General features: G+C 64.8%; 19 protein-coding genes. 11 read left to right on the forward strand and 8 right to left on the reverse strand.

Translation table 11 applies throughout. The annotated features are described in order from the left end of the window. Positions 1 to 43: 43 nt before the first annotated feature. The gene (locus AB688_RS15900) at positions 44 to 799 is read right to left on the reverse strand and encodes a class II aldolase/adducin family protein (RefSeq protein WP_063545070.1); all 756 of its coding nucleotides are present in this window, start codon (positions 797 to 799) and stop codon (positions 44 to 46) included. 152 nt (positions 800 to 951) lie between these two features. Here AB688_RS15900 and AB688_RS15905 point away from each other — a divergent pair, with 152 nt between their 5' ends. The 6 genes from AB688_RS15905 (at position 952) to AB688_RS15930 (ending at position 7,572) form a co-directional block, all read left to right on the forward strand. Continuing rightward, positions 952 to 2,904 carry an FAD-dependent oxidoreductase gene (locus AB688_RS15905; protein WP_063545071.1) on the forward strand — a complete coding sequence of 651 codons (1,953 nt, stop codon included), beginning with the start codon at positions 952 to 954 and terminating at the stop codon, positions 2,902 to 2,904. A gap of 41 nt (positions 2,905 to 2,945) precedes the next feature. After that, entirely contained in the window at positions 2,946 to 3,548 is a 603-nt protein-coding gene (locus AB688_RS15910) for a cupin domain-containing protein (protein ID WP_063545072.1), read from the forward strand. An 84-nt stretch (positions 3,549 to 3,632) separates the two neighbouring features. Beyond that, complete coding sequence (locus AB688_RS15915) at positions 3,633 to 4,940, forward strand: substrate-binding domain-containing protein (RefSeq protein ID WP_063545073.1); 1,308 nt, start codon at positions 3,633 to 3,635, stop codon at positions 4,938 to 4,940. 73 nt (positions 4,941 to 5,013) lie between these two features. Then, a complete protein-coding gene (locus AB688_RS15920) occupies positions 5,014 to 5,877 on the forward strand; it encodes a LysR family transcriptional regulator (RefSeq protein WP_063545074.1) in 864 nt (287 codons plus the stop codon). Between the two features lie 117 nt (positions 5,878 to 5,994). Then, positions 5,995 to 6,912: an AEC family transporter gene (locus tag AB688_RS15925; RefSeq protein ID WP_054890802.1), complete on the forward strand. Its 918-nt coding sequence runs from the start codon at positions 5,995 to 5,997 to the stop codon at positions 6,910 to 6,912. A gap of 48 nt (positions 6,913 to 6,960) precedes the next feature. Continuing rightward, a complete protein-coding gene (locus AB688_RS15930) occupies positions 6,961 to 7,572 on the forward strand; it encodes a cell wall hydrolase (protein ID WP_063545075.1) in 612 nt (203 codons plus the stop codon). A gap of 15 nt (positions 7,573 to 7,587) precedes the next feature. On the opposite strand, the gene AB688_RS15935 is transcribed toward AB688_RS15930, so the two are convergent. Beyond that, positions 7,588 to 9,756: a TonB-dependent receptor gene (locus AB688_RS15935; RefSeq protein ID WP_063545076.1), complete on the reverse strand. Its 2,169-nt coding sequence runs from the start codon at positions 9,754 to 9,756 to the stop codon at positions 7,588 to 7,590. A 256-nt stretch (positions 9,757 to 10,012) separates the two neighbouring features. Between AB688_RS15935 and AB688_RS15940 the strand changes: the two genes are divergently transcribed. The 3 genes from AB688_RS15940 to AB688_RS15950 all read left to right on the forward strand — a co-directional run bounded on the left by AB688_RS15940 (position 10,013) and on the right by AB688_RS15950 (position 12,046). Beyond that, on the forward strand, positions 10,013 to 10,873 hold the full coding sequence (locus tag AB688_RS15940; protein ID WP_054890805.1) for a CAP domain-containing protein: 861 nt from the start codon (positions 10,013 to 10,015) through the stop codon (positions 10,871 to 10,873). A gap of 109 nt (positions 10,874 to 10,982) precedes the next feature. Continuing rightward, complete coding sequence (locus AB688_RS15945; protein WP_063545077.1) at positions 10,983 to 11,369, forward strand: VOC family protein; 387 nt, start codon at positions 10,983 to 10,985, stop codon at positions 11,367 to 11,369. An 89-nt stretch (positions 11,370 to 11,458) separates the two neighbouring features. Beyond that, positions 11,459 to 12,046, forward strand: coding sequence for a hypothetical protein (locus AB688_RS15950; protein ID WP_054890807.1), 588 nt, complete (start codon positions 11,459 to 11,461; stop codon positions 12,044 to 12,046). Between the two features lie 70 nt (positions 12,047 to 12,116). Here the strand turns inward: AB688_RS15950 and AB688_RS15955 are convergent, their stop codons facing one another. After that, positions 12,117 to 13,031: a site-specific integrase gene (locus AB688_RS15955; protein ID WP_063545078.1), complete on the reverse strand. Its 915-nt coding sequence runs from the start codon at positions 13,029 to 13,031 to the stop codon at positions 12,117 to 12,119. 167 nt (positions 13,032 to 13,198) lie between these two features. On the opposite strand from AB688_RS15955, the gene AB688_RS15960 reads away from it, so the two are divergent. After that, positions 13,199 to 13,846, forward strand: coding sequence for a DUF1345 domain-containing protein (locus tag AB688_RS15960; RefSeq protein ID WP_063545079.1), 648 nt, complete (start codon positions 13,199 to 13,201; stop codon positions 13,844 to 13,846). Positions 13,847 to 14,079: 233 nt separating this feature from the next. Further along, on the forward strand, positions 14,080 to 14,340 hold the full coding sequence (locus AB688_RS15965; protein ID WP_054890810.1) for a DUF1652 domain-containing protein: 261 nt from the start codon (positions 14,080 to 14,082) through the stop codon (positions 14,338 to 14,340). Here AB688_RS15965 and AB688_RS15970 read toward each other — a convergent pair. The 5 genes from AB688_RS15970 to AB688_RS15990 form a co-directional block, all read right to left on the reverse strand. Continuing rightward, positions 14,337 to 16,409, reverse strand: coding sequence for a putative bifunctional diguanylate cyclase/phosphodiesterase (locus AB688_RS15970; RefSeq protein WP_063545080.1), 2,073 nt, complete (start codon positions 16,407 to 16,409; stop codon positions 14,337 to 14,339). The genes AB688_RS15965 and AB688_RS15970 overlap by 4 nt on opposite strands. Positions 16,410 to 16,584: 175 nt before the next feature. After that, complete coding sequence (locus tag AB688_RS15975; RefSeq protein WP_054890812.1) at positions 16,585 to 18,078, reverse strand: efflux transporter outer membrane subunit; 1,494 nt, start codon at positions 18,076 to 18,078, stop codon at positions 16,585 to 16,587. Then, positions 18,075 to 21,185, reverse strand: coding sequence for a multidrug efflux RND transporter permease subunit (locus AB688_RS15980; protein WP_054890813.1), 3,111 nt, complete (start codon positions 21,183 to 21,185; stop codon positions 18,075 to 18,077). The genes AB688_RS15975 and AB688_RS15980 overlap by 4 nt, the downstream gene beginning before the upstream one ends. After that, positions 21,182 to 24,280 carry an MdtB/MuxB family multidrug efflux RND transporter permease subunit gene (locus AB688_RS15985; protein WP_063545081.1) on the reverse strand — a complete coding sequence of 1,033 codons (3,099 nt, stop codon included), beginning with the start codon at positions 24,278 to 24,280 and terminating at the stop codon, positions 21,182 to 21,184. The genes AB688_RS15980 and AB688_RS15985 overlap by 4 nt, the downstream gene beginning before the upstream one ends. Then, positions 24,277 to 25,548, reverse strand: coding sequence for an MdtA/MuxA family multidrug efflux RND transporter periplasmic adaptor subunit (locus AB688_RS15990; RefSeq protein WP_063545082.1), 1,272 nt, complete (start codon positions 25,546 to 25,548; stop codon positions 24,277 to 24,279). The genes AB688_RS15985 and AB688_RS15990 overlap by 4 nt, the downstream gene beginning before the upstream one ends. Positions 25,549 to 25,715 lie beyond the last annotated feature (167 nt).

Genomic DNA, 25,715 nt, shown 5'->3' on the forward strand with positions numbered 1-25,715 from the left:
TTTTGCAGGAGCGGCCTTTCGCGACACAAGGCCGCTCCTGCAGTCAGTCCCGATAATCCGGCGCCACTTTCTCCAGCAACCGCAACAGCGCCCCCCAGGCCAGCCCCATGGCATCCGGGTCCGCCAGCTCACCGGGCTTGAGCGGCCGTGCCGGGGCATTGAACTGCTGCTCGGTATGCGCGCAGACCTCGGGCGATGGCAGCACCACCTTCCCGGCGCTCTGCGCCGCCAACTGAATTTCGCAGGCCTTCTCCAGATAGAACATGCGCAGAAACGCCTCGCCCGCCGTGCGTCCTACCGTCAGCAACCCATGATTGCGCAGGATCATCACCGGCTTGTCGCCGAGGTCGGCGACCAGGCGCTGCTGCTCGTCCATGTCCAGGGCAACCCCTTCATAGTCGTGGTAAGCAACCTTGCCGTAGAACTCCATGGAGATCTGGTTGACCGGTAGCAGCCCGCACTCAAGCGCCGCCACCGCGCACCCGGCGCGGGTGTGGGTGTGCAACACGCACTGGGCATCCTCGCGTGCGCCGTGGATGGCGCTGTGGATGACGAAGCCCGCCGGATTGACCGGGTACGGCGACGCCTCCACGGCGCGCCCTTGCAAGTCGATCTTCACCAGGTTGGACGCGGTGATTTCCTCGAACAGCAGGCCGTAGGGATTGATCAAAAAATGATGCTCGGGGCCGGGTATGCGCACCGAGATGTGCGTGAAGATCAGGTCCGTCATGCGGAAATGGGCAATCAGCCGATAACAGGCGGCCAGTTCCTCACGCAGGGTACGTTCGCTGGGGTGCATGGTGTCATCCAGGTTGTTCTTGTGGGACGAGCTTACCCCGGTACGAGGGGGTGAGCCGAAGCTAGTCCTGCCAAAGTAAAAAAACAAGTTGATTTTTTACTGAAGGTACACTTCCATGAAAAAAACAAGAACGCACGCTGGAGCCCGCACGCATGTCGACTGCCTTCGCTCACCTGTTCGAACCCTTGCAGATCCGTGGCAAACGCCTGAAGAACCGCATCATGTCCAGTGGTCATGACACCTGTCTGCCCACCGACAACCTGGTCAACGACAAGCTCGTCGCCTATCAACGCGCCCGCGCCGAGGGCGGCGCCGGCCTGATCGTGCTGCAGGTCGCCGGGGTGCACGACAGTGCGCGCTACACCTCTCACGTGCTGATGGCCACCGACGATGCCTGCATCGACGGCTACCGGCGCATTGCCCAGGCCTGTCATGCACATGGCACCGTGGTGTTGTCGCAGTTGTTCCATCCCGGCCGGGAGATCATGGAATCGGCCGATGGCTTGCTGGCGGTGGCCTACTCGGCCTCGGCGGTGCCCAACGAGCGCTTTCGCGTGATGCCGCGCGCCCTGGAGCAGCCGATGATCGACGAAATCGTCCAGGGCTACGCCAGTGCAGCCCGGCGCCTGCACCAGGCCGGGCTGGATGGCGTCGAGGTGGTGGCCAGCCATGGTTACCTGCCCGCGCAGTTTCTCAACCCACGCGTCAATCGTCGCACCGATGGCTACAACGGCAACCTCGAAGCCCGCCTGCGTTTTCTGCGCGAAGTGCTGGCGGCGGTGCGTGCAGCCACTGACGAACAGTTCATCGTCGGCCTGCGCATCAGCGCTGACGAACGCGACAGCGAAGGGCTGAGCGAAGACGAATCACTGGCGGCCGCCATCGCGGTGCAGAACCAGGTCGATTACCTGCACATCGTCGCCGGCACCTCGGCCACCCTGGGTGGCGCGGTGCATATCGTCCCGCCGATGGCCATCGAGCCGGCCTACCTGGCCCGCGAAGCCGGCAGTTTCAAGGCGCGCCTGGACATCCCGCTGTTCGTCACTGGCCGTATCAACCAGCCACAGGAAGCCGAACAAATGCTCGCCCGCGGCCAGGCCGATGTGTGCGGCATGACCCGTGCGCTGATCTGCGACCCGCAGATGCCGGCCAAGACCGAACAAGGCCGTGTCGAGGACGTGCGCGCCTGCATCGCCTGCAACCAGGCCTGCATCGGCCATTTCCACCGTGGCCTGCCGATCTCCTGCATCCAGCACCCGGAAACCGGTCGCGAACTGCAGTACGGCAGCGTCACACCCGCGCCCCTGCGCAAGCGCATCCTGGTGGCCGGTGGTGGCCCGGCAGGCATGAAGGCGGCCATCGTCGCCGCCGCCCGAGGCCATGAGGTGACGCTGTATGAAGCGGGCCCGCAGCTCGGCGGCCAGGTGCTGCTGGCGCAACTGCTGCCGCGGCGCAGCGAGTTCGGCGGCGCCAGCACCAACCTGCAGCGCGAACTGGCACTGGCCGGCGTGCAGGTGGTACGCAATACCCGCGTAGACCGCGCGCTGGTCGAGCGCGAACGGCCAGACCTGGTGATCGCAGCCACCGGCGCCACCCCTTACTGGCCTGCATTCGAGCGCAGCGGCGAGTTGCAGGTGGTGGATGCCTGGCAGGTGCTGCGCAACGAGCACGCCCTGGGGCGCTCGGTGCTGGTGCTGGACTGGCGCTGCGACTGGATCGCCCCGGGCATCGCCGAACGCCTGGTGCGTGAAGGCCATCACGTGCAACTGGCGGTCAACGGTACTCACTGCGGCGAGAGCCTGCCGCTCTACGTACGTGACCAGATGGCCGGGGAACTGCACCGCCTCGGGATCCCCATCACCCCCTACGCCCGCCTCTACGGCACCGACGACAACACCGTGTACCTGCAACACACCGCCAGTGGCGAGCCCATGATCTTCGAACAGATCGACACCCTGGTGCTGTGCCTGGGTCACCAGCCTGTCGACACCCTGGCCCAGGAGCTGGCCGGGTTGGTCGAAGTACGGCGCATCGGCGACTGCCTGGCCCCGCGAACCGCTGAAGAGGCGATCCATGACGGCCTGGCGGTTGCCTGGTCGCTCTGAGGCTGGTCATACTCCCGGTTTTGCCGATGGACCGACACTTGATGAGCCAGCGTCCCCTCGTCCCGCAACTCGCCGAAGGCGGCACTGCCGCCCCGCAGTTCCTCGGTTCCCGCATCCGCGGCCTGCGCAAGCGCCGCGGCATGACCCTGGCGGAGCTGGCCCGTCTGAGCGAGCTGACCGCCGGCTACATCAGCCAGCTGGAACGCAACCTTTCATACCCGTCGATCCCGGCGCTGTTCAACATCGCCCGCAGCCTGGGCGTGACCATCCAGTGGTTCTTCGCCAGCGAAGCCAGCACCGCGCCCGAGGACCAAGGCTTCGTGGTGCGCAGGCAAAGCCGCCTGAGCGTGCATTACGAAGATGGCGTGGTCGACCAGTTGCTCACCCCGCAACCCAACCGCCAGCTGGAGATGCTGCATTCGCGCTTCCCGCCGGGCGCCTACAGCCAGGAAAGCTACAGCCACGAAGGCGAGGAAGCCGGCTATGTGTTGTCAGGGCGTTTCGAGCTGTGGGTAGGCGAACGCCACTTCCTGCTCGAAGAAGGCGACAGCTTCAGTTTCCCTAGCCAGGAGCCACACCGCTATGGCAACCCTGGCGAGGTGGACACGGTGGTCATCTGGGTGATCACGCCGCCAACCTTCTGAACGATCGCCTGCGCCTGATCGTCATTTTCCATTCACACCCCTGTCGTAATCTGCCGGACATACCTGTGCCTCAAGGATCCCGGCATGCCCCGCCCTCTCGCTGTTCTGCTCTGCCTGCTACCCCTGCTGGCTCAGGCGGAGCCCGCCACACTGCGTATCCAGGGCTCCAACACCATTGGCGCAGCACTGGGCCCTGCGCTGGTGCGCGGGCTGCTGCAAAGCCAAGGTGCACAAGACATCCGCAGCGAACGTGGGAAACGGCCCAACGAGACTGACATCCGTGCCCGCGACGCCCAGGGCCAGCCATTGCTGATCAATATCGCCGCACATGGTTCCAGCACCGGCTTCAGTGCCCTGGACAGCGGCGAAGCCGACCTTGCCGCCGCCTCGCGCCCTATCTCCGACCAGGAAGCCCAGCAACTGCAACGTCTGGGCGACCTGCGCAGCGCGGCCAGCGAGCAGGTGATCGGCCTGGACGGCGTCGCGGTCATGGTGCACCCCGACAACCGCCTGCAGCAGTTGAGTACCGCACAATTGGCACAGGTCTTCTCTGGCCAGATCCAACGCTGGGAGCAACTCGGCGTAGCGGGCGGCCCCATTCACCTGTACGCCCGTGACGACCGCTCCGGCACCTTCGAAACCTTTCGCGCCCTGGTTCTGCAACCGCAGGCACTGGAGCTCTCGCCACGGGCCAAACGCTTCGAATCCGGCGACGCCTTGGCCGAACGGGTCAAGGCCGATCCTGCGGCCATCGGCTTCAGCAGCCTGACCACCGTGCATGGCGCCAAGCTGCTGGCCATCGCCGAGGGCGATGCTCCAGCCCTGTTGCCAACCCGTGCAGCCGTGGCCAGCGAAGACTATCCACTGTCGCGGCGGCTGTTCTTCTATCTGCCGACTCACCCGAGTGCTCAGGCCAAGGCCCTGGCCGAATTCACCCAGAGCGCAGCCGGCCAGGCCATTGTCGCCGCCCAGGGTTTTGTCTCGCAGCAGGTCAAGGCAGTGCCGGTCGCGGTACAGGCCCAGATGCCCGCGCAATACCGTGCCCTGGCTGCAGAGGCCCAGCGCCTGAGCGTCAACTTCCGTTTCCAGGAAGGCAGCGCCAGCCTCGACAACAAGGCCTTGCGCGATGTACAGCGGGTCAGCGACTACCTGCGTCAGGCCGGCAAGCTGCATGACAAAACGGTACTGGTGGGGTTTGGCGACCCCAAGGAAACACCCGGCCGCGCCGCCCTGCTCTCGCGCCTGCGCGCCATGGCCGTGCGCCGCGAACTGGCGCGCAATGGCGTGGAGATCCGGGATGTCACCGGCATGGGTGATGAACTGCCGGTGGCCGACAACGACCTGGAACAGGGACGCCTGCGCAATCGCCGGGTCGAGGTCTGGGTCTACTGACCCGCCTGGCGCTTGCCCCCAGAGGCGCGATGCGCGTACCGTGCCGGGCATTCCTGTGCAGGAGAACCGTCGCGTGTCCCTCAAAGCCCTGCGTACCCTGGTCACCATCGCCCGCCACGGCACCTTCGCCCGCGCCGCCGACCTGCTGAGCTTGACCCCTTCGGCGGTCAGCCTGCACATCAAGACGCTCGAGGACGAACTGCAAGTGCCGCTGTTCGACCGCAGCCGCCGCCAGGTGACACTCACCGAAGCCGGGCAATTGGCCGTGGCGCGGGCCGAAAGCATTCTCACTGCCTACGACGAGCTGGCCGACACCCTGGCCAGCGGCCCGAGCCTGCGTGGTCGGCTGCGTATCGGTGCGATCCATACCGTGCTCGCCCGACGCCTGCCAAAGGCGCTGGTGTGGATCAAGGCGCACCATCCACATCTGCACATCAGCGTGGTCTCGGGCATGTCCGCAGAGCTGGCCCGGCGGATCGAAGACGGTGAACTGGACGCCGCCATCACCACCGAACCGGTCAGCCCCTACCCGCAGAGCCTGCAGTTCAGCCCGCTGTTCTCGGACCGTTTCTGGGCTGTGGCCAGCCCCGATCTGGCCGGGCAAAGCCTGGCGCAACTGCTCGCCAGCCAACCGTTCCTGCGCTTCGACAAACGCGCCTGGGCGGGCCGGCAGATCGAACAGGAACTGCGCCGCCAGCATTTGCAGGTCAGCGAGCAGATGGAGCTGGACAGCCAGGAAGCCCTGGCACGCATGGCGGCAATGGGCCTCGGGGTGGCGATCATCCCGATGAGCGACGATGACCTGCAACGGCTGCCGCCCGCCACCGTGCTGCCCTTTGGCGAGCCGCAATTGAGTCGCCACGTGGTGTTGCTGGAACATGAAAAGAGTCAGCGCCGGCACCTGAGCGCGGTGCTCAAGACCGCCTTGGGCAGTTGATCACGCAGCCACCTACAACCATGCAGTTTTCCTCAACAGTGAATGCAGAAAACAACGTTTTTTTCTGCTGACTCACCCCGCTAACCTGTGCCGGTACCCGACCACGGAACCGCGACCATGCTGCCCCTGCTCCTCACCACCCTGGTGCCCATCATCCTGCTGATCGCCCTCGGCACCCTGTTGCGGGTGCGCGGTTTTCTCGCGGAGGGTTTCTGGCCCGGCGCCGAGCGCCTGAGCTACTACGTGCTGCTGCCCTCGCTGTTCCTGCATGGCCTCGCCACCGCCAACCTGGAGGGTGTACCGGTGTTCGGCATGGTCGGCGTGCTGATGCTCTCGACCCTGGCCGGCGCGCTCCTGCTGGTGCTCTACCAGGGCGCAGCAGGCCACGATGGCGCTGATTTCACCTCGGTGTTCCAGGGCGGCATACGCTTCAACAACTACATCGGCGCGACCCTGGCGGCAGGCATCTACGGCAGCGCCGGCATCGCCCTGGCGGCCGTGGCCAACGCGGCAATCGTGCCGCTGGTCAATCTGCTTTGCGTACTGGTGTTCGCCCGATTCAGCGCTCGCCACAGCTCTCCCCTCACCGTGCTGCGGGCGATTTTCGCCAACCCGTTGATCGTGGGCTGTGCGGCTGGCCTGCTGCTGCGGGTCACCGGCCTTGGCCTGCCGGCGGGCCTGGAACCGACGGTCAAGGCCCTTGGCCAGGCCGCCCTGCCCCTTGGGTTGCTGTGCGTCGGAGCGGCATTGGGCGGCGCGCGGATGGGCCAGCAGGTCAAGCCCCTGGTGGCCGCCTCGGCGTTCAAGTTCCTGGTCATGCCACTGACCACCTTCGGCCTGTGTCGCCTGCTCGGTCTCAGCGGCCAGGCCGCCGTGGTGGCCGTGCTGTTCCAGGCACTGCCCACCGCGTCGTCGTCCTACGTCATGGCCCGGCAGATGGGGGGCAACGCGCCGCTGATGGCGACCATCATCGCGTTGCAGACCGTCGCTGCAGCAGCCACCCTGCCATTGATGCTCAGCCTCACGCTAAGTTGAAGCCGCTTGGCTAGAATGGAGTCAGCTCACTGACGCGGAAGCCCGATCATGCGCCACTCGTGGATGGTCATCAGCCTGTTCCTGGCCCTGCCCGCAGGCCCGTTGCATGCCGCCGAGAGCGCCAAGGCTGCAGTCGCCGAAGACAAGGCCCAGGCGCTCGAACAAAAAGTGGTAAACGACGCCCCGCCACCCAAGGCGCCGGAGAAGATCACCCCCACCGAGGTGCAGGCCGTGGACCCGGCCGGGCAGGCGCCGCTGGACGACAGCATTACCTGCCTTGCCCGCACCCTCTACTGGGAAGCCAAGGGCGCCGACGAGACAGACATGAAGGCGGTCGCCAGCGTCGTGCTCAACCGCCTGGGCAAGGACGGCTTCCCCGACACCATCTGCGGCGTGGTCAAGCAAGGCGTCGAGAGCAAGAGCTGCCAGTTCTCCTGGTGGTGCGACGGGCGCCCTGACCAGGTCGAGGAAAAGGAGCGCTACGGGGTCGCCAAGGAAATCGCGCGCAAGGCGTTGAACCAGCAGTTGCAGGACAGCACCGCCGGAGCGCTGTACTTCCATGATCGCACTGTGCGGCCAGACTGGGCCAAGGCCTATCGGCGCACAGCGCAGACCACGCACTTCATCTTCTACAAGCCCAACCAGGCACTGGCGCGCTAGCGCGACGACGGGCCATCAGAAATCGAGGGTCCCGGAGAACTTCACCAACCGCGGGTCGCCCTGGGTCAGGTAACCGCCGTTGGCCGAGGCCCAATAGTTCTTGTCGGTCAGGTTTTCGACGTTCATGCGCAAGGTGATGTCTTTTTCCTGCACCTTGAAGCGATAGCGCGCACCGACGTCGAAACGGTTCCAGGTCGGCAGGCTCAGGGTGTTGGCCGGGTTGGCGTACTGCCCGCCGGTGCGCAGCATGCGTGCATTGAGCGCCACGCCGTCGAGCCCTGGCACGTCCCAGTCGACGCTGGCATTGAGCTGGAAGGTCGGGACACCCACCGCGTGGTTGCCATCGTTGGTGCCGTTCTGGGTGTTCTTCAGTTCCGTGTCCATGCGCGTACCACCGGCCATCAGGCGCAGGCCCGGCACCGGCTCGCCAAACACGCTGAGTTCGACGCCCTTGTTGACCTGCTCGCCGTCCTGCACATAAAGATTGCCCTGCACGTAGCCATCGGTGGGCCGCTCGATACGGAACACCGCCAGGTTGGCACCGTAGGTCTGGCGGTCGAACTTGATGCCCGCCTCGATCTGCTTGGTCTTGGCCGGCGGGAACACCTCACCGAGGTTGACCACCTGCCCCGACGCCGTGGCGCCCTGGGCCAGGCCCTGGATGCTGTTGGCGTACAACGAGACCGACGGGTTGAGCTTGTAGACGATGCCATACACCGGCGTGGTGACCGCTTCGTCGTAGAACGCAGTGCGTCCGGCGTCCACCCCCGTGCCGCGGTAGGCATAGCCTTCGACGCGCAGTTGCTGGCGACGCACGCCTGCGGTGAGCAGCAGCGTGTCGTCGAACAGGCCCACGGTATCGGACAACGCCAGGCTGCGGTTGCGGGTCTTGCCGGTCACGCCCGGGTCATCGAGCATGCCACCGACCAGCGTAGGCGTCGTCGGCTTGGGCAGTGGGTTGGTGTTGAAGATGTTGGTGTTCTGCGAGCTGTAGAACACATAGGCGTTTTCCTGCTGGGTCCAGATGCTCGCCGCACCGAGATTCAGCTGGTGGCTCACCGGGCCGGTCTGGAAGCGGCCGTTGATACCGGCCATCAGGCTGGTGTTGTCTTCGTTGTGCGGGATCTGCGAACCGCCGATGGTCGCGGCGCCCGTGGCAGCGTTGGTGAGGACCGGCGTGCCGTAGAAGCCGTTCTCACGGGTGTGCTTGACGCCACCGCTGATGTACCCGCTCCAGTTCTCGTTGAAGTCGTAGTCGCCGCGCAGCATGCCGAAGGTGTCTTCGGTTTCGGTCCACGACCAGTCCTGGCCGTAGTTGTGATCGGCGCTCGGCGCGCGCGGGATGCTGGTCACCGCCGACCCCAGGCGCACCGAGTTGCGCAGGTGATTGACGCGCTGCTTCTGGTAACCGATGTCGGCCGACAGGCGCAGTTGGTCACCACGGTAGTCCAGCCCGGCGACGAACAGCTTGCTGCGTTGGTCCTGGTCGTCCACGGCGGTTTCGCCTTCACGCTGGGACAGGTTCAGGCGCGCACCGAAACGGTTGTCCTCACCGAAACGCTGACCGATGTCCAGGTGCTCACCCACCCGGCCATCACTGCTGATGTCCTGGGTGTAGCGCCGGATCGGCGTGTCGCCGGCGCGCTTGGGCTGCAAGTTGACGTTGCCGCCAAGGCCGGTGCCGGTAGGGCTGGCACCGTTGAGGAACGCGTTGGGGCCCTTGAACAGCTCGACCCGCTCTACCGCGTCGGTGGAGATCATCTGCCTCGGCAGCACGCCATACAAGCCATTGAACGACACATCGTCGCCGCTCAACGGCAGGCCGCGGATCACGAAGACCTGGGACTGGTTGCCAAAGCCGAACGACTGGCGCACCGATGGGTCATTGAGCAGCACATCACCGATATCCTCGGCCTGCTGATCCTCGATCAACTGGGAGGTGTAGCTGGTCATGGTGAACGGCACGTCCATCATGTCCTGGTTGCCCAGCACGCCCATCTGCCCGCCACGGGCCACTTGCCCACCTGCGAAGGCCTCCGGCAACTGGGTGCGAGGCGCCTTGACGGCATCGGCATTGATGGCGGTGGCGTCGAGCTCCAGCGGCGCGTCAGCAGCATGGGCGGCAACGCCAAGGGAACAGCAGAGGGCGAGCAGGGTCGGACGAAAAGGACAGGAACGTGCCATGAAAGGCTCCCGATCAAGTGAATGGAGCGCCTTCCTGGCATGCATGATTGCGAGTGAGTCGTGTTTATAATGGATATTGCGAATTATTTCCAACCAATCGCACTTTTTCGCCCTTCGCCGGTCTACTGCCTCTTTTGCCGCAACAATCGGTTGCCGGTGGTTTACTGCAACTCACAAGACGAGACCAACAGCCTACGGCTTGTGTAGGATGGGCAGCGCCAACACGAGGTCGCTGCCAGTCATAGGGAGATTCTTGATGCGCGTCCTGTCATCTGTTGCCTGCCTTGGCGCCCTGTCACTCGGCCTGGTCATTTCCACCAGTGCCCAGGCGATCAGCGGCGACGAAGCGCAACTGATCGAGTCGATCAATGCCTACCGCAGCCAGGCCCAGCGCTGCGGCGCCGCAGGCTCGCTGGAGCTGCCGCCGCTCAACAGCGACACCCGCCTGGCGCTGTCGCCGGAAGGCACCCGCGACCTGCAGCAGGCCATGACCCGTGCCGCCTACCCCATGGTCAACGTCCAGGCCATCAGCCTGTCCGGGCCACGGGATGCCAAGGCGGCGATGCACGCCATCGAAGAAAGCTTCTGCCAGGTAGTGCTCGACCCGCAGTTCGTGGATATCGGTGTCAGCCAGGAAGGCCGCGACTGGCGCATCGTGCTGGCGCGCCCGCTGCTCAGCGGGCGTCTGGGTGACTGGCAGGCAGAGGGTCAGAAACTGCTGCAAGAGGTCAATGCCGCGCGCAAGATCCCGCGCCAATGCGGCGGGCAGCCCTTCGCTGCGGCACCGGCCCTGAGCTGGAATGCCACGCTGGCCGGTGCCGCCGCCAACCACACGCGGGCGATGGCCAACCAGAACTTCTTCGATCATATCGACCGAGAGGGTCGCACGCCGGGTGACCGGGCCGAGCTTGCCGGGTATCTCTACCAGCAGATCGGCGAAAACATCGCTGCCGGCCGCGACACGCCACGCAAGGTGGTCGATGGCTGGCTGGCCAGCCCTGGCCACTGCGCAACGCTGATGAACCCCGATTACCGCGAACTGGGCGCCGCCTACGCCGTGGACCCCAAGAGCGATGCGGGGATCTACTGGACGGCAATGTTCGGGTCGCCGCAGTGAGGCGGATGCATGGGGTGCGCAGCGGCCTCGGCGCCTGACGCCATCAGACTGGTCAAATGCCGTACAGCGTCTTTACTTCAAGGTACGTCCCTCAGGAACGGTGCAGCCTATGAAGATCGTAGTCACCAGCATCCTCGTCGACGACCAGGCCAAGGCCCTGGCTTTCTATCATCACGTTCTGGGCTTCCAGCCCAAAGAAGACATCGCCATGGGCCGGTACCGCTGGCTCACCCTCACCTCCCCCAACGACCCCAATGGTGTCGAGCTGCTGCTCGAGCCCGACGCCCATCCGGCCGCCAAAACCTACAAGGCTGCACTCAAGGCCGACGGCATCCCGGCCACCTCCTTCGCAGTGCGTGATATCCAGGCCGAATACACGCGCCTGCACGCGGGCGGCGTCCTGTTCACCCAGCCACCTACGCCAATGGGGCCCGTCACCGTGGCGGTATTCGACGATACCTGCGGCAACCTGATCCAGATCGCCCAACGCCATTGATCACAGCGCAATGCGGTAGAGGCGACAGCCCCCACGGCATCCGCTACATTCTGTTTACCCGCCAGCGCACATAGAACAAGGAAAAGCCGATGCGCTACGAATTCAGCGAAGTCCTGAACGACCTGGTCGACTATTTCCTCGTCGGCGACATCCAGCGCCTGGCGCGCTTCAAGGATGAAAACGCGCTACCCGACGACCTTGCCCGCGAATTCACCAGCACCGACAGCGGCGACCGCGCCGTGCTCGAAGGCGTGGTACTGCCTCTGGCGGGCATCGATAACCTGCCCTACCGCATCATCTTCAGCCTTGACGAACGAACCCCGGCCTTGCTCGAAGCCGGCAATCGCGTGGCACACCGCCGCGCAGGCTACGTGCTGCACGTGGAGAACCGTGCGCTGATGCTTTTCACCTGGCGCATGCTGCAGCACTTCACCAACAAGACCCTTGGCGACTTCATGGCCCGCTATCAGGTGCCAGGCCGGCCGATGATCGAACTCGACAACGGCTGGTACCAGGTCGAGGTCCTTGCCGGCGCAGTGGTGCGTGACGGGCTGTACGAGCCGGCGTTCGAGTTCCTGCTCAGCCGCACCCACTGCCAGCGGCCCGCCCCCGAGATCGACACCGGGTATCGCTTTTCGCTGGGTGGCGACGAAGTGCCCTCCGTCATCCCGCACTGACCCTTGCCCCCTCGGGGAGCTCCTGCTGGCAGTGGTACTCACCGACGCGGGCCGGGGCGAAACGCTGACCTCAATAGTCGAACCGGTCCACCGCCCGCCGCCGCTCGTTGTCGTCACGGCGGTCATAACCTGCCGTGGTCTGGATATTCACGTGGTGGGCGAGTTTCTGGGCAATCGACAGATCGTGCTCTTCGATCACCCGGGTAATGAACGCCCGACGAAAATCGTGCGGCATGATCTTCGCCCCCACCTGCGCGCCGCGCTGGCGGGCGATGTAGTAGATCGCATGCTTGGTGATGCGCGCACGGGTGATATGGCTGCCCCGGCGGATCCGGTTGAAGAGGAAGGGATCGTCCCCCGTGCCCTCCGGCAGTTGCGCGCGGCGCAGGTCAAGCCAGGCCTGCAGCTTGTCGAAGGCCCAGGCCGGGGCGTACTTGACCAGTTGCCGATTGCCCTTGCCCAGCACCTGCAGGCTGCGCTCGTGGAAATCGACATCGCACAAGTCGATGTCCACCGACTCGGACTTGCGCATGCCGGTGCCGTACAGCAAGGCGATGATCGCCGCATCGCGCACACCTTGCGGCCGCGGATCGGCAGCACACACCTCCATCAGCTCGCGGATCAGGCTGCGGCGCAGGTTGCGACCCGGCGGCAGGCGCGTGCCACTCGCAGGCTTGACCTCGCGAATCCTGAGCAGATGCTCGTGGTCGATCAGGCCCTGGCGCCAGGCCTCGTTCATCACCCCGCGCACGGCATTGACGTACAGCGAGGACGTGTTGGGTGCAAACCCATCGGCACGCAAGGCCGACACCAGGGCAATCACGTGGCCAGGTTCGATCAGGTGCCAGGGCACCGCGGCGATGTCACAGTCGGCGAACCCCAGCCGGTCGGCGGCATCCTGGAGGATATAGCGCATGGTCAACTGGCTGGAGGGCGCCAGGCGTGCCAGGTACTGCAGCAAGGGATTGTGCAGGGAATCGGTCAAAACGTGGATCCTGTTGCGTGAAGCGAATCATCACCTTGATACGCAAGGTTTTTATTGATGGCGAACGCGGATGCTACCTGATGATCGAGTTCGGATCGAACACGTGGCGATACAACATCACCTGGTGCAGGCTAAAGTGGAAGGCAACTCACCACCGCCGAGCGCCCATGGCTTTCTACCGCCTGACCCACACCCACCCACGCCTGACCCTTGCCACGCTCGTCGGCCTGCTCGGCGGCTGGCTGATCCCCGCAGACGACTGGACCCAACGTTTTCTCGCCGGCTGGAACCTCGGCGTCTGGCTGTACCTGGCGCTGGTGCTGTGGCTGACCTGGCGCGCCACATCGCAGACCGTGCGCAAGGTGGCCAACATCGAGGACGAGAACGCAGGCCTGGTGCTGTTTACCGTGTGCATCGCTGCCATTGCCAGCCTGGTCGCCGTGACCCTGCAACTGGCCTCCAGCCGCGGCCTGCACGGTAGCGCGCAGGCTCTGCACTACCTGTATACCGGCCTGACCGTGGCCGGATCCTGGTTGCTGATCGGTTGTATCTTCAGCCTGCACTATGCGCGGCTGTTCTACACCGACAGCCGCAAGGAACCCCCTCTGCGCTTCGCCGATGGCGAGCGCAACCCCGACTATTGGGACTTCCACTATTTCGCTTTCACCCTCAGTGTCGCGGTCCAGACCTCCGACATCGGCGTGGCAAGCCGCGGCATGCGCCGGGTGGTACTGGCCCACTCCCTGGTCGGTTTCGTGTTCAACACCGCGATCCTGGGCTTCACCATCAATATCGCTGCCGGCCTGCTCAGTTGACCGCTGGTCTGAAAGCGCAGGTCGCTCAAGCTCGCAGCCGTTCCTCGCCAAGCCACGAGGAAAACGTTTGCACGCATGGCCGCGGCTGGTTTACCAGAGCCGCATGGATGTGACCTGGGTCAAGCATTCGCCAATTTGTCATGTTCGCTGCGCGACACTGGCGCCGTAGCTGCTATGTTTAAGTTTCGCCGTACAACGACCAGGCGCCCGAATACCCGGAAATGGAGGCTGGCATGAACAAGATGACGTTCCCCAACGCCTGCCAGGTAATGCGCTGGCATTTCCACCCCCTGGGCTTCGAGGCCAGCATGGATGCACCCCGCAGCATGGTCGCGCGGTTGTTCGATCGGGCCACCGGCGAAACCGTACTGGCCATCGCTGGTATTCCCTGCGCCGCGATCATGGCCGCGGCAGATGTGGAACGCATCATCGAGGCAGTCGAAGCCGAGATGGACGCGTTCATGCCCTTCCCTACCCTGCGCGACGCCGGTTAACCCTCCTCGCCCTGCTTCAGCCCTTGCATGAACTGCTCGGCCGGTACCGGCTGCCCCAGCAAGTAACCCTGCAACGAGTCGCAGCCCAAGCGGGTCAGGAAGTCCTGCTGACGGTCGGTTTCAACGCCCTCGGCCACGATCCGCAAGCCCAACGCCTGCCCCAGTGCAACGATCGCCGAGACGATCGCGGCATCGTCGCTGTCATGCTCCAGGTCGCGGACAAAACCGCGGTCGATCTTCAGTTCGTTCGCCGGCAGACGCTTGAGGTACATCAGGCTGGAATAGCCCGTGCCGAAGTCGTCGATGGACAAATCGACGCCCATGTCGGACAGGCGCTGCAACACCGTCAGGCTGGCATCGGCATCGCGCATGGCGGTGGTCTCGGTGATCTCCAGGGTCAGGCGGTTGGCCGGCAGGCCGTTATCGGCCAGGGCCCGGGCGACACTGTCGACCAGTCCTGAATGGCAGAACTGGATGGCCGACAGGTTCACCGCGATGCGCCAATGTTCATGGCCCTGATCCAGCCACAGGCGCATCTGCCGACAGGCCTCGCCCAGCACCCATTCGCCGATGGGGATGATCAGGCCGGTCTTCTCCGCCAGGCCGATGAAACGGTCCGGCAGCAACATCCCCTGCTGGGGGTGCTCCCAGCGCAACAAGGCCTCGGCGCCGATCGGCGTGCATTGGTGCGCGTCGAATTTGGGTTGGTAATACAGGCGGAACTGGCCATGCTCGAGCGCCGCGCGCAGGTCCTGCAGCAATTGCAGTTGCTGGCGGGCATTGCTGTTCATCGAGGTGTCGAAAAAACTGTAGCCGTTCTTCCCGGCACTCTTGGCGTGATACATGGCCGCATCGGCGTTGCGCAACAGTTCGTGCTGGTCCTGGCCATTACCCGGATAGAGCACGATACCCACGCTTGCCGACAGTTGCAGGTCGTGGTCTGCCACGCGGAACGGCCTGGCCACCAGGTTGACCTGCTTGTCCGCCACGCCCACGGCATCGTCGGGCTCCTGCAACTCGACCAGCAGGACAAACTCGTCACCGCCAATCCGCGCCAGGGTGTCCTGGCTATGCAGATGCCCGCGCAACCGCGCAGCCACGGCCTTGAGCAACTGATCGCCAACATGGTGACCAAAGGCATCGTTGACCGGCTTGAACCCGTCCAGGTCGATGAACATCAGCGCAAAGCAACCGCCTTGCTCTGCCACCTTGGCCATGGCCTGCTCGATACGGTCGGCCAGCAAGGTGCGGTTCGGCAGCCCGGTCAGGGTGTCATGCAGGGCCAGTTGCGTCAGCTCCTGATTGGCCTGGGTCAATGAGCGCGCAAGTTCCGCGGTGCGGGATTCGAGGCGCGCGTCCAGCACCGACGTCAGCAAGGCCACCGCCAGCACCGCCAGGGTGGTGATCAATACTGCATAGTCCAGCCAGTCACCAGACAACCCGCCGACCAGCGCACCGCAGTAACTGCCCACGGGGAAGTTGGCCGCCGCCATGCCGGTGTAGTGCATGCCGACGATGGCAACCCCCATCAGCACCGCTGCGGCACCGCGGATCTGCCGAACGTACGGCGTCTGCCTGCGCAGGCGGAAGGCAATCCACAAGGCTGCCGCCGAGGCGCCCATGGCGATGGCCAGCGAAGCACCGAACAGCGCCGGGTCGTAGTCGATCCCGGGCAGCATCTGCAAGGCAGCCATGCCGGTGTAGTGCATGCAGGCGATCCCGGTACCCATGAACAGCGCACCCAAGCCCACCTGCGGGCAACTCAACCGCGGCTGGCTGACCAACCACAAGGCAAAGCCTGCAGACAACACGGCGATCAGCAGTGACAGCGCGGTCAAGCCCAGGTCGTAGCCCAGCTCGATGGGCAACTCGAAGGCCAGCATGCCGATAAAGTGCATCGACCAGATGCCGGTTCCCATCGCCAGCGCCCCGCCGCCCATCCACAGATACACCGCGCGACCCTTGGCGGTGGCGATGCGGCCTGCGAGGTCGAGTGCGGTGTAGGATGCCAGGATGGCCACGCACAGCGAGATCAACACCAGCGAAGAGGAGTAGCTACCTGTCAGCATTTCAAGTTCCGGCAGAGGGCGAAGAAGGGCCCGGAAAAGGCGGAGGATTTTACGCGAACAGGGAGCAAAGGCACGGGATTTTGCGGGGGCTACAGGGTGGAAGATCCAGCGGTCGGTTACGCACGGTGCCGACGCTATCGCGGGCTTGCCCCGCGATCACGCCGGCACTGCAACCTTACTGTTTGTCAGCCTCGGCGAAAGCCGGCCCCGCCTCCCAGCCGCCACCCAATGCCGCGATCAACTGCACACTGGCCACCAGGCGACCCTGCAGCAGATTCAGCACACTGCGCTCGTTACTCAGCGCTGTGGTCTGCACGTTCACCACGTCCAGGTAGCCGATCAGCCCGGCGCGGTACTGGTTCTCGGTCAGGCGCAACGACTCGCGGGCAGCATCCAGCGCCTCCTGGCGGACCACGGCTTCGTCGGCATACACCTTCAGTTGCACCATGTAGTTCTCGACCTCCTTGAAGCCATCGAGCACGGTCTGCCGATACTGCGCCACGGTCTGGTCGTAGACCGCCACGGTGCGGTCCACCTCGGCGCTGCGCTTGCCGGCATCGAACAGGGTCAGCGCCAGTTGTGGCCCGACCGACCAGTAGCGGTTCGGCAGCTCGATCCAGTTGTTGAAGCTGCTGCTCGAATAGCCGCCGTTCATGCTCAACGACAGGTCGGGGAAATAGGCTGCGCGCGACACACCAATGTTCGAGTTGGCCGCCATCACCTTGCGCTCCGCCGAGGCGATGTCCGGGCGGCGCTCCAGCAACTGCGACGGCAGGCTTACCGGGATCGGCGGCAGCGCCGGAATATCATTGCTGGCAGCCAGCGAGAACTCGGCAGGCGCCTTGCCCATGAGTACGGCGATGGCGTTTTCATACTGGGCGCGCTGCCAGGCCAGGTCGATCAGGTCGGCCTGGGTGCTCTTGAGCTGGGTACGCGCCTGAGCGACGGCATCGGGGCCGGCGACGCCTGCACGGTACTGGTTCTGGTTCATTCGCAACGAGCGCTCGTAGGCGGCCACGGTGGCTTCGAGCAAGCGCTTCTGCTCGTCGATGACGCGCAGTTGCAGGTAGTTCTGCACCAGCTCCGACTGTTGGCTCAGACGGATCGCCGCCATGTCGGCCAGGCTGGCCTCGGCGCTGGACTCATTGGCGTTCATGGTCTCGCGCAACTTGCCCCAGAGGTCGATCTCCCAGCTCACGCCCAACTGCGCGTTGTAGGTGTCGCGAATGCCGCTGCTGTTGTTCGACAGGCTGGAGCTGGAGCTGCCGGTGCCCTGGGCTGAACGGTTCTTGCTGGTGGTGAGGTTCAGCGACGGGAACAGCGAGGCGCGGCTGCTGCGTACCAGGGCCTGGGCCTGACGGTACTGCGCTTCGTACTGGGCAACCGTCTGGTTGCTGCGGTTGAGCTCCTCGACCAAAGCGTTCAAGCCCTTGTCGCCGTACAGCTCCCACCAGGCACCGCGGGCGATGGCATCCGACGGGTTGGCCTGGGTCCAGCCCTCGGCCTGCTTGAACTGCGCCGGGCTGCTGACCTCCGGGCGATGATAATCCGGGCTCAGGGTACAGGCGCTGAGCATCGCCACGCACAGGCCGGCACCGAGCAGGCGCGAGCCACGGCCACGGGTCAGCAGTTGCAGGGCACGGTGCAGCGGGGTCTGGGCAAAGTTCATAGCGGGGTTTCCAGGGCGGCGTCGGTGCGCACGCCGCGCCAACGGTTGAAACGGTGGCGCGCGCGGTCCAGGTACAGGTAGACCACCGGCGTGGTGTAGAGGGTGAGGATCTGGCTGAAGACCAGGCCACCGATGATGGTCAGGCCCAGCGGCTGACGCATTTCCGCGCCTTCGGCCTGGCTGAGCAGCAGCGGCAGCGCACCGAGGATGGCAGCGATGGTGGTCATCAGGATCGGCCGCAGGCGCAGCAGGCAGGCGCGGCGGATCGACTCTTCCGGCGACAGGCCTTCGTTGCGTTCCAGTTGCAGGGCCAGGTCGATCATCAGAATGGCGTTCTTCTTCACCACCCCGATCAGCAGGAACAGGCCCAGCAACGAAATCAGGCTGAATTCCCCGCCGGTCAGGTACAGCGTGAGCAGCGCACCGACGCCGGCCGAAGGCAGGGTCGAGAGGATCGTCAGCGGGTGGATGTAGCTTTCGTAGAGAATGCCCAGCACCAGGTACACCAGCACCAGGGCGCCGAGAATCATGAACGGCTGGCCTTCGGCGTTCTTGGTGAAGGCATCGGCGTCGCCACCGAGCTTGGCGATCACCGACTCGGGAAGGCCCAGCTTGGCCACCTCGCGCTCCAGCGCGGCCAGGGCCTGGTCGACGCTGTAGCCCTCGGCGACATCGAAGGAAATATCCTCGGACGCGAACTGCCCTTCGTGGCTGACACGGTCGTTGGCCAGGCTGTTCTCGTAGCGGGCGATGGTCGACAGCGGCACGCGCGCGCCATCGGTGGTAATCACCTGCACCTGCTCGAGCGTACTGGGGTCCCAGGCGTACTTGGGGTTGATCTCCATCACCACCTGATACTGGTTGAGGCTGTCGTAGATGGTCGAGATCTGCCGCTGGCTGTAGGCGTTGTTCAGGACTGCGGTGACCATGTCCATGTCGATGCCCAGGCGCTTGGCCTGGTCGCGATCGACCACCAGCGTCACCTGCTGGGTGCCGGCACCGTCACGGGCATCGATGGCGGTCAGCTCGGGCAGCTTGCGCAAGGCCGCAGCCACTTTCGGGAACCACTCGCGCAGGGCCGCCAGATCGCCGCTCTGCAGGGTGTAGAGGTATTGCGAGGTGCTCTGGTCACGGCCACCGCCACCGAGCTGCAGGTCCTGGTCGGCCATCAGATAGAGGCGTCCGCCCGGCACCTTGGGCAGCTCCTTGCGCAGCCGCTCGATGACCTTCTGGGCGTTTTCCTTGCGCTCGCCAATAGGCTTGAGGCGCACCAGCACGAAGGCATTGTTGGTGCCGCTGTTGCCACCGATGAAGCCGGCAACGCTCTGTACCGCAGGGTCCTTGAGCAGCGCACGGCGGTAGGTTTCCATTTTCGGTTGCATCACGGTGAACGACAGGCCGTCATCACCGCGCACGAAGCCTTGCAGCTGGCCAGTGTCCTGCTGTGGCATCAGGGTCTTGGGCACGATCACGTACAGGGCAACGTTGAGCACGATGGTCGCCAGCAGGCTGATCAGGGTCAGGCGCCGGTGGCGCAAGGCCCAGCCCAGACTCTTGTCGTACCCCTCGACCATGCGCTGGTGTACCCGGTCGCTCCAACGCTGCAGGCGCGTCTGGCCCTGTGGCGCATGGGGCTTGAGCCAGCGCGAGCAGAGCATCGGCGTGAGGGTCAGGGACACCAGCAGCGACACCAGGATCGCCGCCGCCAGGGTGATCGAGAACTCCTGGAACAACCCGCGCACGATGCCACCCATGAACAGGATGGAAACGAACACGGCCACCAGCGAAACGTTCATCGACAGCAGGGTGAAACCCACTTCCTTGGCGCCCAGGAACGCCGCGCGCATGGGCTTGGCGCCGTTCTCGATATGCCGGGAGATGTTCTCCAGCACCACGATGGCATCGTCCACCACCAGGCCCGTGGCCAGGATCAGCGCCATCAGCGACAGGTTGTTCAGCGAGAAGCCGCACAGGTACATCACCGCAAAGGTGCCCACCAGCGACACCGGCACAGCGAGGCTCGGGATCAGCGAGGCGCGCAGGTTGCCGAGGAACAGGTAGACCACCAGGATCACCAGCACCACGGCGATCAGCAGGGTGTGCTCGGCTTCCTTGAGCGTGGCCTTGATCACTGGCGAGCGGTCCATGGCGATGTTGAGCTTGACGCTGGCCGGCAGCAGCGACTGCAGGGCCGGAAGCTGGTCCTTGATCTGTTGCACGGTCTGGATGATGTTGGCGTTTGTCTGGCGGTTGACCACCAGCAGCACCGCCGCATCGTCGTTGAAGAAGCCGCTGTTGTAGCGGTTCTCGACGCCGTCGCTGACCTTGGCCACATCGGCCAGGCGCAGGATCGCACCGTTCTGCTGGCGGATCACCAGCGGCTTGTAGTCATCGGCCTTTTCCAGCTGGTCGTTGGCGCGTACCTGCCAGTTGCGTTCGGCGTCCTCGACGAAGCCCATGGGCCGACGCTGGTTGGCGTTGGCCACTGCGGTGCGTACATCGTCCAGGGCCAGGCCGTACTGATTGAGCAGTTGCGGCTCGAGTTCGATGCGCACGGCCGGCAGCGAACTGCCACCGATCTGCACCTCCCCTACCCCGGCGACCTGCGACAGGCTCTGCGAGAGGATGGTGTCGGCAAGGTCGTACAGCTGCCCTTTGGACAATACGTCCGAGGTCAGCGACAGCACCATGATCGGCGCCTGCGACGGGTTGACCTTCTTGTAGGTCGGCATGCTGCGCATACCACTGGGCAACAGGTTGCGGGTAGCGTTGATCGCAGCCTGCACCTCGCGCGCGGCACCGTCGATGTCGCGCCCCAGGTCGAAGCCGATGATCACCCGCGTCGAGCCCTGGCTGGAGCTACTGGTCAGGGTGCTGACCCCGGCGATGCTGCCCAGCTTGCGCTCCAGCGGCGTTGCCACAGTCGAGGCCATCACCTCGGGGCTCGCACCCGGCAGGCTGGCCTGCACCACGATCACCGGGAAGTCCATCTGTGGCAGCGGCGACACTGGCAGCAACCCGAAGCTGACACCGCCCAGCAGCATGATCGCCAGGCTCAGCAGCATGGTCGCTACTGGCCTGCGAATGAACGGACCGGAAAGGTTCATGCCTCGGCCTGCGCGGTGTCGTCAGCCGGGCGCCAGCGGCGCGCCAGACGGTCGAAGTACAGGTAGATGACCGGCGTGGTGAACAGCGTCAGCACCTGGCTGACCAGCAGCCCGCCCACCATCACCAGGCCCAGCGGCTGGCGCAGTTCGGCACCGGAGCCCGTGGCGAGCATCAGCGGCAAGGCACCGAACAGCGCCGCCAGGGTGGTCATCAGGATCGGCCGGAAACGCAGCAGCGCCGCCTGGTAGATCGCCTCATGCGGCGTCATGCCCTGGTGACGCTCGGCCTCGAGGGCGAAATCGATCATCATGATCGCGTTCTTCTTGACGATACCGATCAGCAGGATGATACCGATGATGGCGATCATCCCCAGATCGTTGCCGCTGAGCAGCAGCGCCAGCAAGGCGCCCACTGCCGCCGACGGCAGGGTCGAGAGGATGGTCACCGGGTGGATGTAGCTCTCGTAGAGCACGCCGAGCACGATGTACATGGTCACCACGGCGGCGAGGATCAGCAGCAAGGTGCTCGACAGCGAGGCCTGGAAGGCTTCGGCGGCGCCCTGGAAGCGGGTCTGCACGCCCAACGGCATGCCAATGTCCTGCTGCACCTGCTCGATCACCTGCACCGCTTCGCCCAACGACACGCCCTGGCCGAGGTTGAAGGACATCATCACGGCGGGGAACTGGCCGATGTGCGAAATGGCCAACTGTGCCTGGCGCTGTTCGATGCGCGCCAGCGCCGAGAGGCGAACCTGGCCGCCATCGGTGGCCTTGACGTGGATCGACTCCAGCGCCTGCGGACCAATGCTGGCCGCTGCCTGCGACTGCAGCACCACGCGGTACTGGCTGGCCTGGGTGTAGATGGTCGAGATCTGCCGCTGGCCGAAGGCGTCGTACAGGGCGTTGGTGATCTGCGCGACGGTGATGCCCAGGCGGCTGGCCATGTCGCGGTCGATCACCAGGTACACCTGCAGGCCTTTGTCCTGCAGGTCGCTGGCAACGTCGGTGAGCTCAGGGCGCTGTTGCAGGGCATGGACCAGCTTGCCGCTCCACTCGGCGAGCATGTCCGGGTCAGGCGAGGACAGGCTGAACTGGTACTGGGTGCGGCTGACCCGGTCCTCGATGCTCAGGTCCTGTACCGGCTGCATGAACAGGCGAATACCCACCAGCCGGTCGAGCTGCGGCTGCAGGCGGCTGATCACCTGGCTGGCCGTGACATCACGTTCGGCATGGGGCTTGAGGTTGATCAGCAGGCGTCCGCTGTTGAGCGTGGCGTTGTCACCGTCCACCCCAATGTACGAAGACAGGCTCTGTACCGCCGGGTCCTGCAGGATCACCTTGCTCAGCGCCTGCTGGCGCTCGCTCATGGCGTTGAACGAGATGGATTGCGGGGCTTCGGAAATGCCCTGGATCACCCCGGTGTCCTGCACCGGGAAGAAGCCCTTGGGCACGATGATGTAGAGGAACACCGTCAGCGCCAGCGAGGCCACCGCCACCAGCAAGGTCAGCGGCTGGTGCTTGAGCACCCAGGTCAGGGCGTGGCTGTAGCGTTCGATCAGCCAGTCGATCCAGGCACCGCTGGCGCGGTAGAAACGGCTCTGCTCCTCTTCCTTGGGTTCACGCTTGAGCAAACGCGCGCACATCATCGGCGTGAGCGTGAGCGATACCACCAGCGAAATCAGGATAGCCACCGCCAGGGTGATGGCGAACTCGCGGAACAGCCGGCCGACGACATCGGCCATGAACAGCAGCGGGATCAGCACGGCGATCAGCGAGAAGGTCAACGAAATCAGGGTGAAGCCGATCTGCCGGGCGCCTTTGAGCGCCGCCTGCATCGGCGTTTCGCCTTCTTCGATGTGCCGGGAAATGTTCTCCAGCATGACGATGGCGTCGTCCACCACGAAACCCGTGGCGATGGTCAGGGCCATCAAGGTCAGGTTGTTGATCGAAAAGCCGGCCAGGTACATCACACCGAAGGTGCCGATCAGCGACAGCGGTACGGCGATCGACGGAATGATGGTGGCGCTGACCCGACGCAGGAAGACGAAGGTCACCATCACCACCAGGGCGATGGCGAACAGCAGCTCGTGCTGCACATCGCGCACCGCAGCGCGGATGGTCTGGGTACGGTCGGTGAGCACGCTGACGTCGAGGCCGGCCGGCAGGTTGTCGGTGATCGACGGCAGCATCTGCTTGATGCGGTCGACCACTTCGATGACATTGGCGCCGGGCTGGCGCTGGATGTTCAGCAGCACCGCGTGGTTTTCGTTGGCCCAGGCCGCCAGCCGTTCGTTCTCGGCACCGTCGACGATCTCGGCAACGTCCTTCAGGCGCAGCGGTGCGCCGTTGTTGTACTTGAGGATCAGGTTGGCGTATTCGTCGGGCGAACGCAGCTGGTCGTTGGCATCGAGCATCGACACCCGGGTCGGGCCATCGAAGTTGCCCTTGGGCTGGTTGACGTTGGAGGCGCCGATCAAAGTGCGTACATCGTCCAGGTTCAGGCCGTTGGCGGCCAGGGCATCGACATTGACCTTGATCCGCACAGCCTGGCGCTGGCCGCCGGCGATGCTGACCATGCCGACACCGCTGATCTGGGCGATCTTCTGCGCCACGCGGGTGTCGACCAAGTCGTTAAGCTTTGGCAGTGGCAGGGTGCCGGAGCTGATGGCCAGGGTCAGCACCGGGGTATCGGCGGGGTTGACCTTGTTGTACACCGGCGGCGCCGGCAGGTCGCTGGGCAGCAGGTTGCTGGCGGCGTTGATCGCAGCCTGGACCTGTTGCTCGGCGACATCCATGTTCATGTCCAGGTTGAAGCGCAGGGTCAGCACCGAAGCGCCGCCCGAACTGGTCGAGGCCATCTGGCTGAGGCCCGGCATCTGGCCGAACTGGCGCTCCAGCGGCGCAGTGACCGCGCTGGTCATCACCTGAGGGCTGGCGCCCGGGTAGAGGGTCATGACACGGATGGTCGGGTAATCGACCTGGGGCAAGGCCGCCACCGGCAACATCTTGTAGGCGATCAGGCCGGCCAGGACGATGGCCAGCATGCTCAGCGTGGTGGCGACCGGGCGCAGGATGAACAGCCGCGAGATGTTCATGCGCCCGCCTTGCTCGACTCACCGGTCTGGGCCGAACCTTTGGCTTCCTGGCCTTGCAGGTGCTGGCCAGGGGTGGTCGGGACTTGCGAGCTGTCTTCGACCACCTCGACCTGGGTGCCCTCGCGCAGGCGGTCGGTGCCTTCGAGCACCAGACGCTCGCCAGCCTTCAGGCCCTCCAGGATCACACTGTTCTCGCCGTCGCTGGCGCCGACCTTGAGCTTGCGCACATTGACCTTGTTCTCGCCGTTGACCACATAGGCGAAGGTGCCGTCGTTGCCGAACTGGATCGCCGCCGCCGGGGCCAGCACCACCTGCTTGAGGGTGTCGGCCAGCAGGCGCACGTTGACGAACTGGTTGGGGAACAGGGCGAGGTCCTTGTTCTCGAAGAAACCCTTGAACTTCAGGGTGCCGGTGGTGGTGTCGATCTGGTTGTCGAGGCTGCCGAGCACGCCGGTGGCCTGCAGCTTGCTGTCGCCACGGTCCCAGGCTTCGACCGGCAGGCGCGCGCCGCTGCGGTAGCGCTCGAGCACCGTGGACAGCTCGGTTTCCGGGAGGGTGAAGGCGACGTTGATCGGCTCGGTCTGGGTGATCACCACCAGCGCCGTGGTGTCGTTGGCTGCCACCAGGTTACCCAGGTCGAGCTGGCGCAGCCCCAGGCGACCGCTGATCGGTGCACGGATCTGGGTGAATTCGAGGTTCAGGCGCGCGTCATTGACTGCCGCCTGGTTGGTCTTGACCAGCCCCTGGAACTGCGCCACCTGAGCCTCGGCGGTGTCCAGGGTCTGCTTGGCGATGCTGTCTTCGGCATACAGGCCTTTATAGCGGGCCAGGTCGACCTGAGCGTTCTTCAACTGCGCCTGGTTCTGCGCCAGGGTGCCCTCTGCCTGCTGAAGGGCGATACGGTACGAACGCGGGTCGATTTCCGCCAGCAGGTCGCCAGCCTTGACCTGCTGCCCTTCCTTGAAGTGGATCTTGACCAACTCACCCGCCACCCGGCTGCGAACATTGACCGTGTTGGTCGCCGTCACCGTACCCAGCGCCTTGTAGTAGAGCGGGAAGTCGCCGACCCGCACCGGCTCGACGCGCACCGGCACCGGGTCGCTGGAGGCACCAAAGCCTGGGCGCCCGCCTTTGCCCATGCGCACGCCCTGCTCCTTGTGCGTCGGGGCAGCGGCAGGCCACAGCCACCAGGCCAGCAAGGCCACCAGCAGCAGGATCAGCAGGCCGAACAGCCAGCGACGGGGAGAACGGGAGGCAGAAGCTTGCATGGGTTGAACGAACCTTGTTCAGAGAATGGCGACTGGGGAGGTTTGAACGATAAGCACTGGCATCGTTTTAGCAAAGGGCCTTTACCAGGCATTTACCATTGGCTGACGTTGCTAAAACGATGAACTTTAAATGAAAACGGCCCGGAATGGCTTCCGGGCCGGCGTAA

Origin of the sequence: Pseudomonas putida (assembly GCF_001636055.1) — a bacterium.
GTDB classification, from domain to species: Bacteria; Pseudomonadota; Gammaproteobacteria; order Pseudomonadales; family Pseudomonadaceae; genus Aquipseudomonas; species Aquipseudomonas machongensis.

Bases quoted from the DNA above. Each gene is read 5' to 3' on its own strand.
- AB688_RS15900 (WP_063545070.1), bottom strand. From the start codon at position 799: ATGCACCCCAGCGAACGTACCCTGCGTGAGGAACTGGCCGCCTGTTAT.
- AB688_RS15905 (WP_063545071.1), top strand. From the start codon at position 952: ATGTCGACTGCCTTCGCTCACCTGTTCGAACCCTTGCAGATCCGTGGC.
- AB688_RS15910 (WP_063545072.1), top strand. From the start codon at position 2,946: ATGAGCCAGCGTCCCCTCGTCCCGCAACTCGCCGAAGGCGGCACTGCC.
- AB688_RS15915 (WP_063545073.1), top strand. From the start codon at position 3,633: ATGCCCCGCCCTCTCGCTGTTCTGCTCTGCCTGCTACCCCTGCTGGCT.
- AB688_RS15925 (WP_054890802.1), top strand. From the start codon at position 5,995: ATGCTGCCCCTGCTCCTCACCACCCTGGTGCCCATCATCCTGCTGATC.
- AB688_RS15930 (WP_063545075.1), top strand. From the start codon at position 6,961: ATGCGCCACTCGTGGATGGTCATCAGCCTGTTCCTGGCCCTGCCCGCA.
- AB688_RS15935 (WP_063545076.1), bottom strand. From the start codon at position 9,756: ATGGCACGTTCCTGTCCTTTTCGTCCGACCCTGCTCGCCCTCTGCTGT.
- AB688_RS15940 (WP_054890805.1), top strand. From the start codon at position 10,013: ATGCGCGTCCTGTCATCTGTTGCCTGCCTTGGCGCCCTGTCACTCGGC.
- AB688_RS15945 (WP_063545077.1), top strand. From the start codon at position 10,983: ATGAAGATCGTAGTCACCAGCATCCTCGTCGACGACCAGGCCAAGGCC.
- AB688_RS15950 (WP_054890807.1), top strand. From the start codon at position 11,459: ATGCGCTACGAATTCAGCGAAGTCCTGAACGACCTGGTCGACTATTTC.
- AB688_RS15960 (WP_063545079.1), top strand. From the start codon at position 13,199: ATGGCTTTCTACCGCCTGACCCACACCCACCCACGCCTGACCCTTGCC.
- AB688_RS15965 (WP_054890810.1), top strand. From the start codon at position 14,080: ATGAACAAGATGACGTTCCCCAACGCCTGCCAGGTAATGCGCTGGCAT.
- AB688_RS15970 (WP_063545080.1), bottom strand. From the start codon at position 16,409: ATGCTGACAGGTAGCTACTCCTCTTCGCTGGTGTTGATCTCGCTGTGC.
- AB688_RS15975 (WP_054890812.1), bottom strand. From the start codon at position 18,078: ATGAACTTTGCCCAGACCCCGCTGCACCGTGCCCTGCAACTGCTGACC.
- AB688_RS15980 (WP_054890813.1), bottom strand. From the start codon at position 21,185: ATGAACCTTTCCGGTCCGTTCATTCGCAGGCCAGTAGCGACCATGCTG.
- AB688_RS15985 (WP_063545081.1), bottom strand. From the start codon at position 24,280: ATGAACATCTCGCGGCTGTTCATCCTGCGCCCGGTCGCCACCACGCTG.
- AB688_RS15990 (WP_063545082.1), bottom strand. From the start codon at position 25,548: ATGCAAGCTTCTGCCTCCCGTTCTCCCCGTCGCTGGCTGTTCGGCCTG.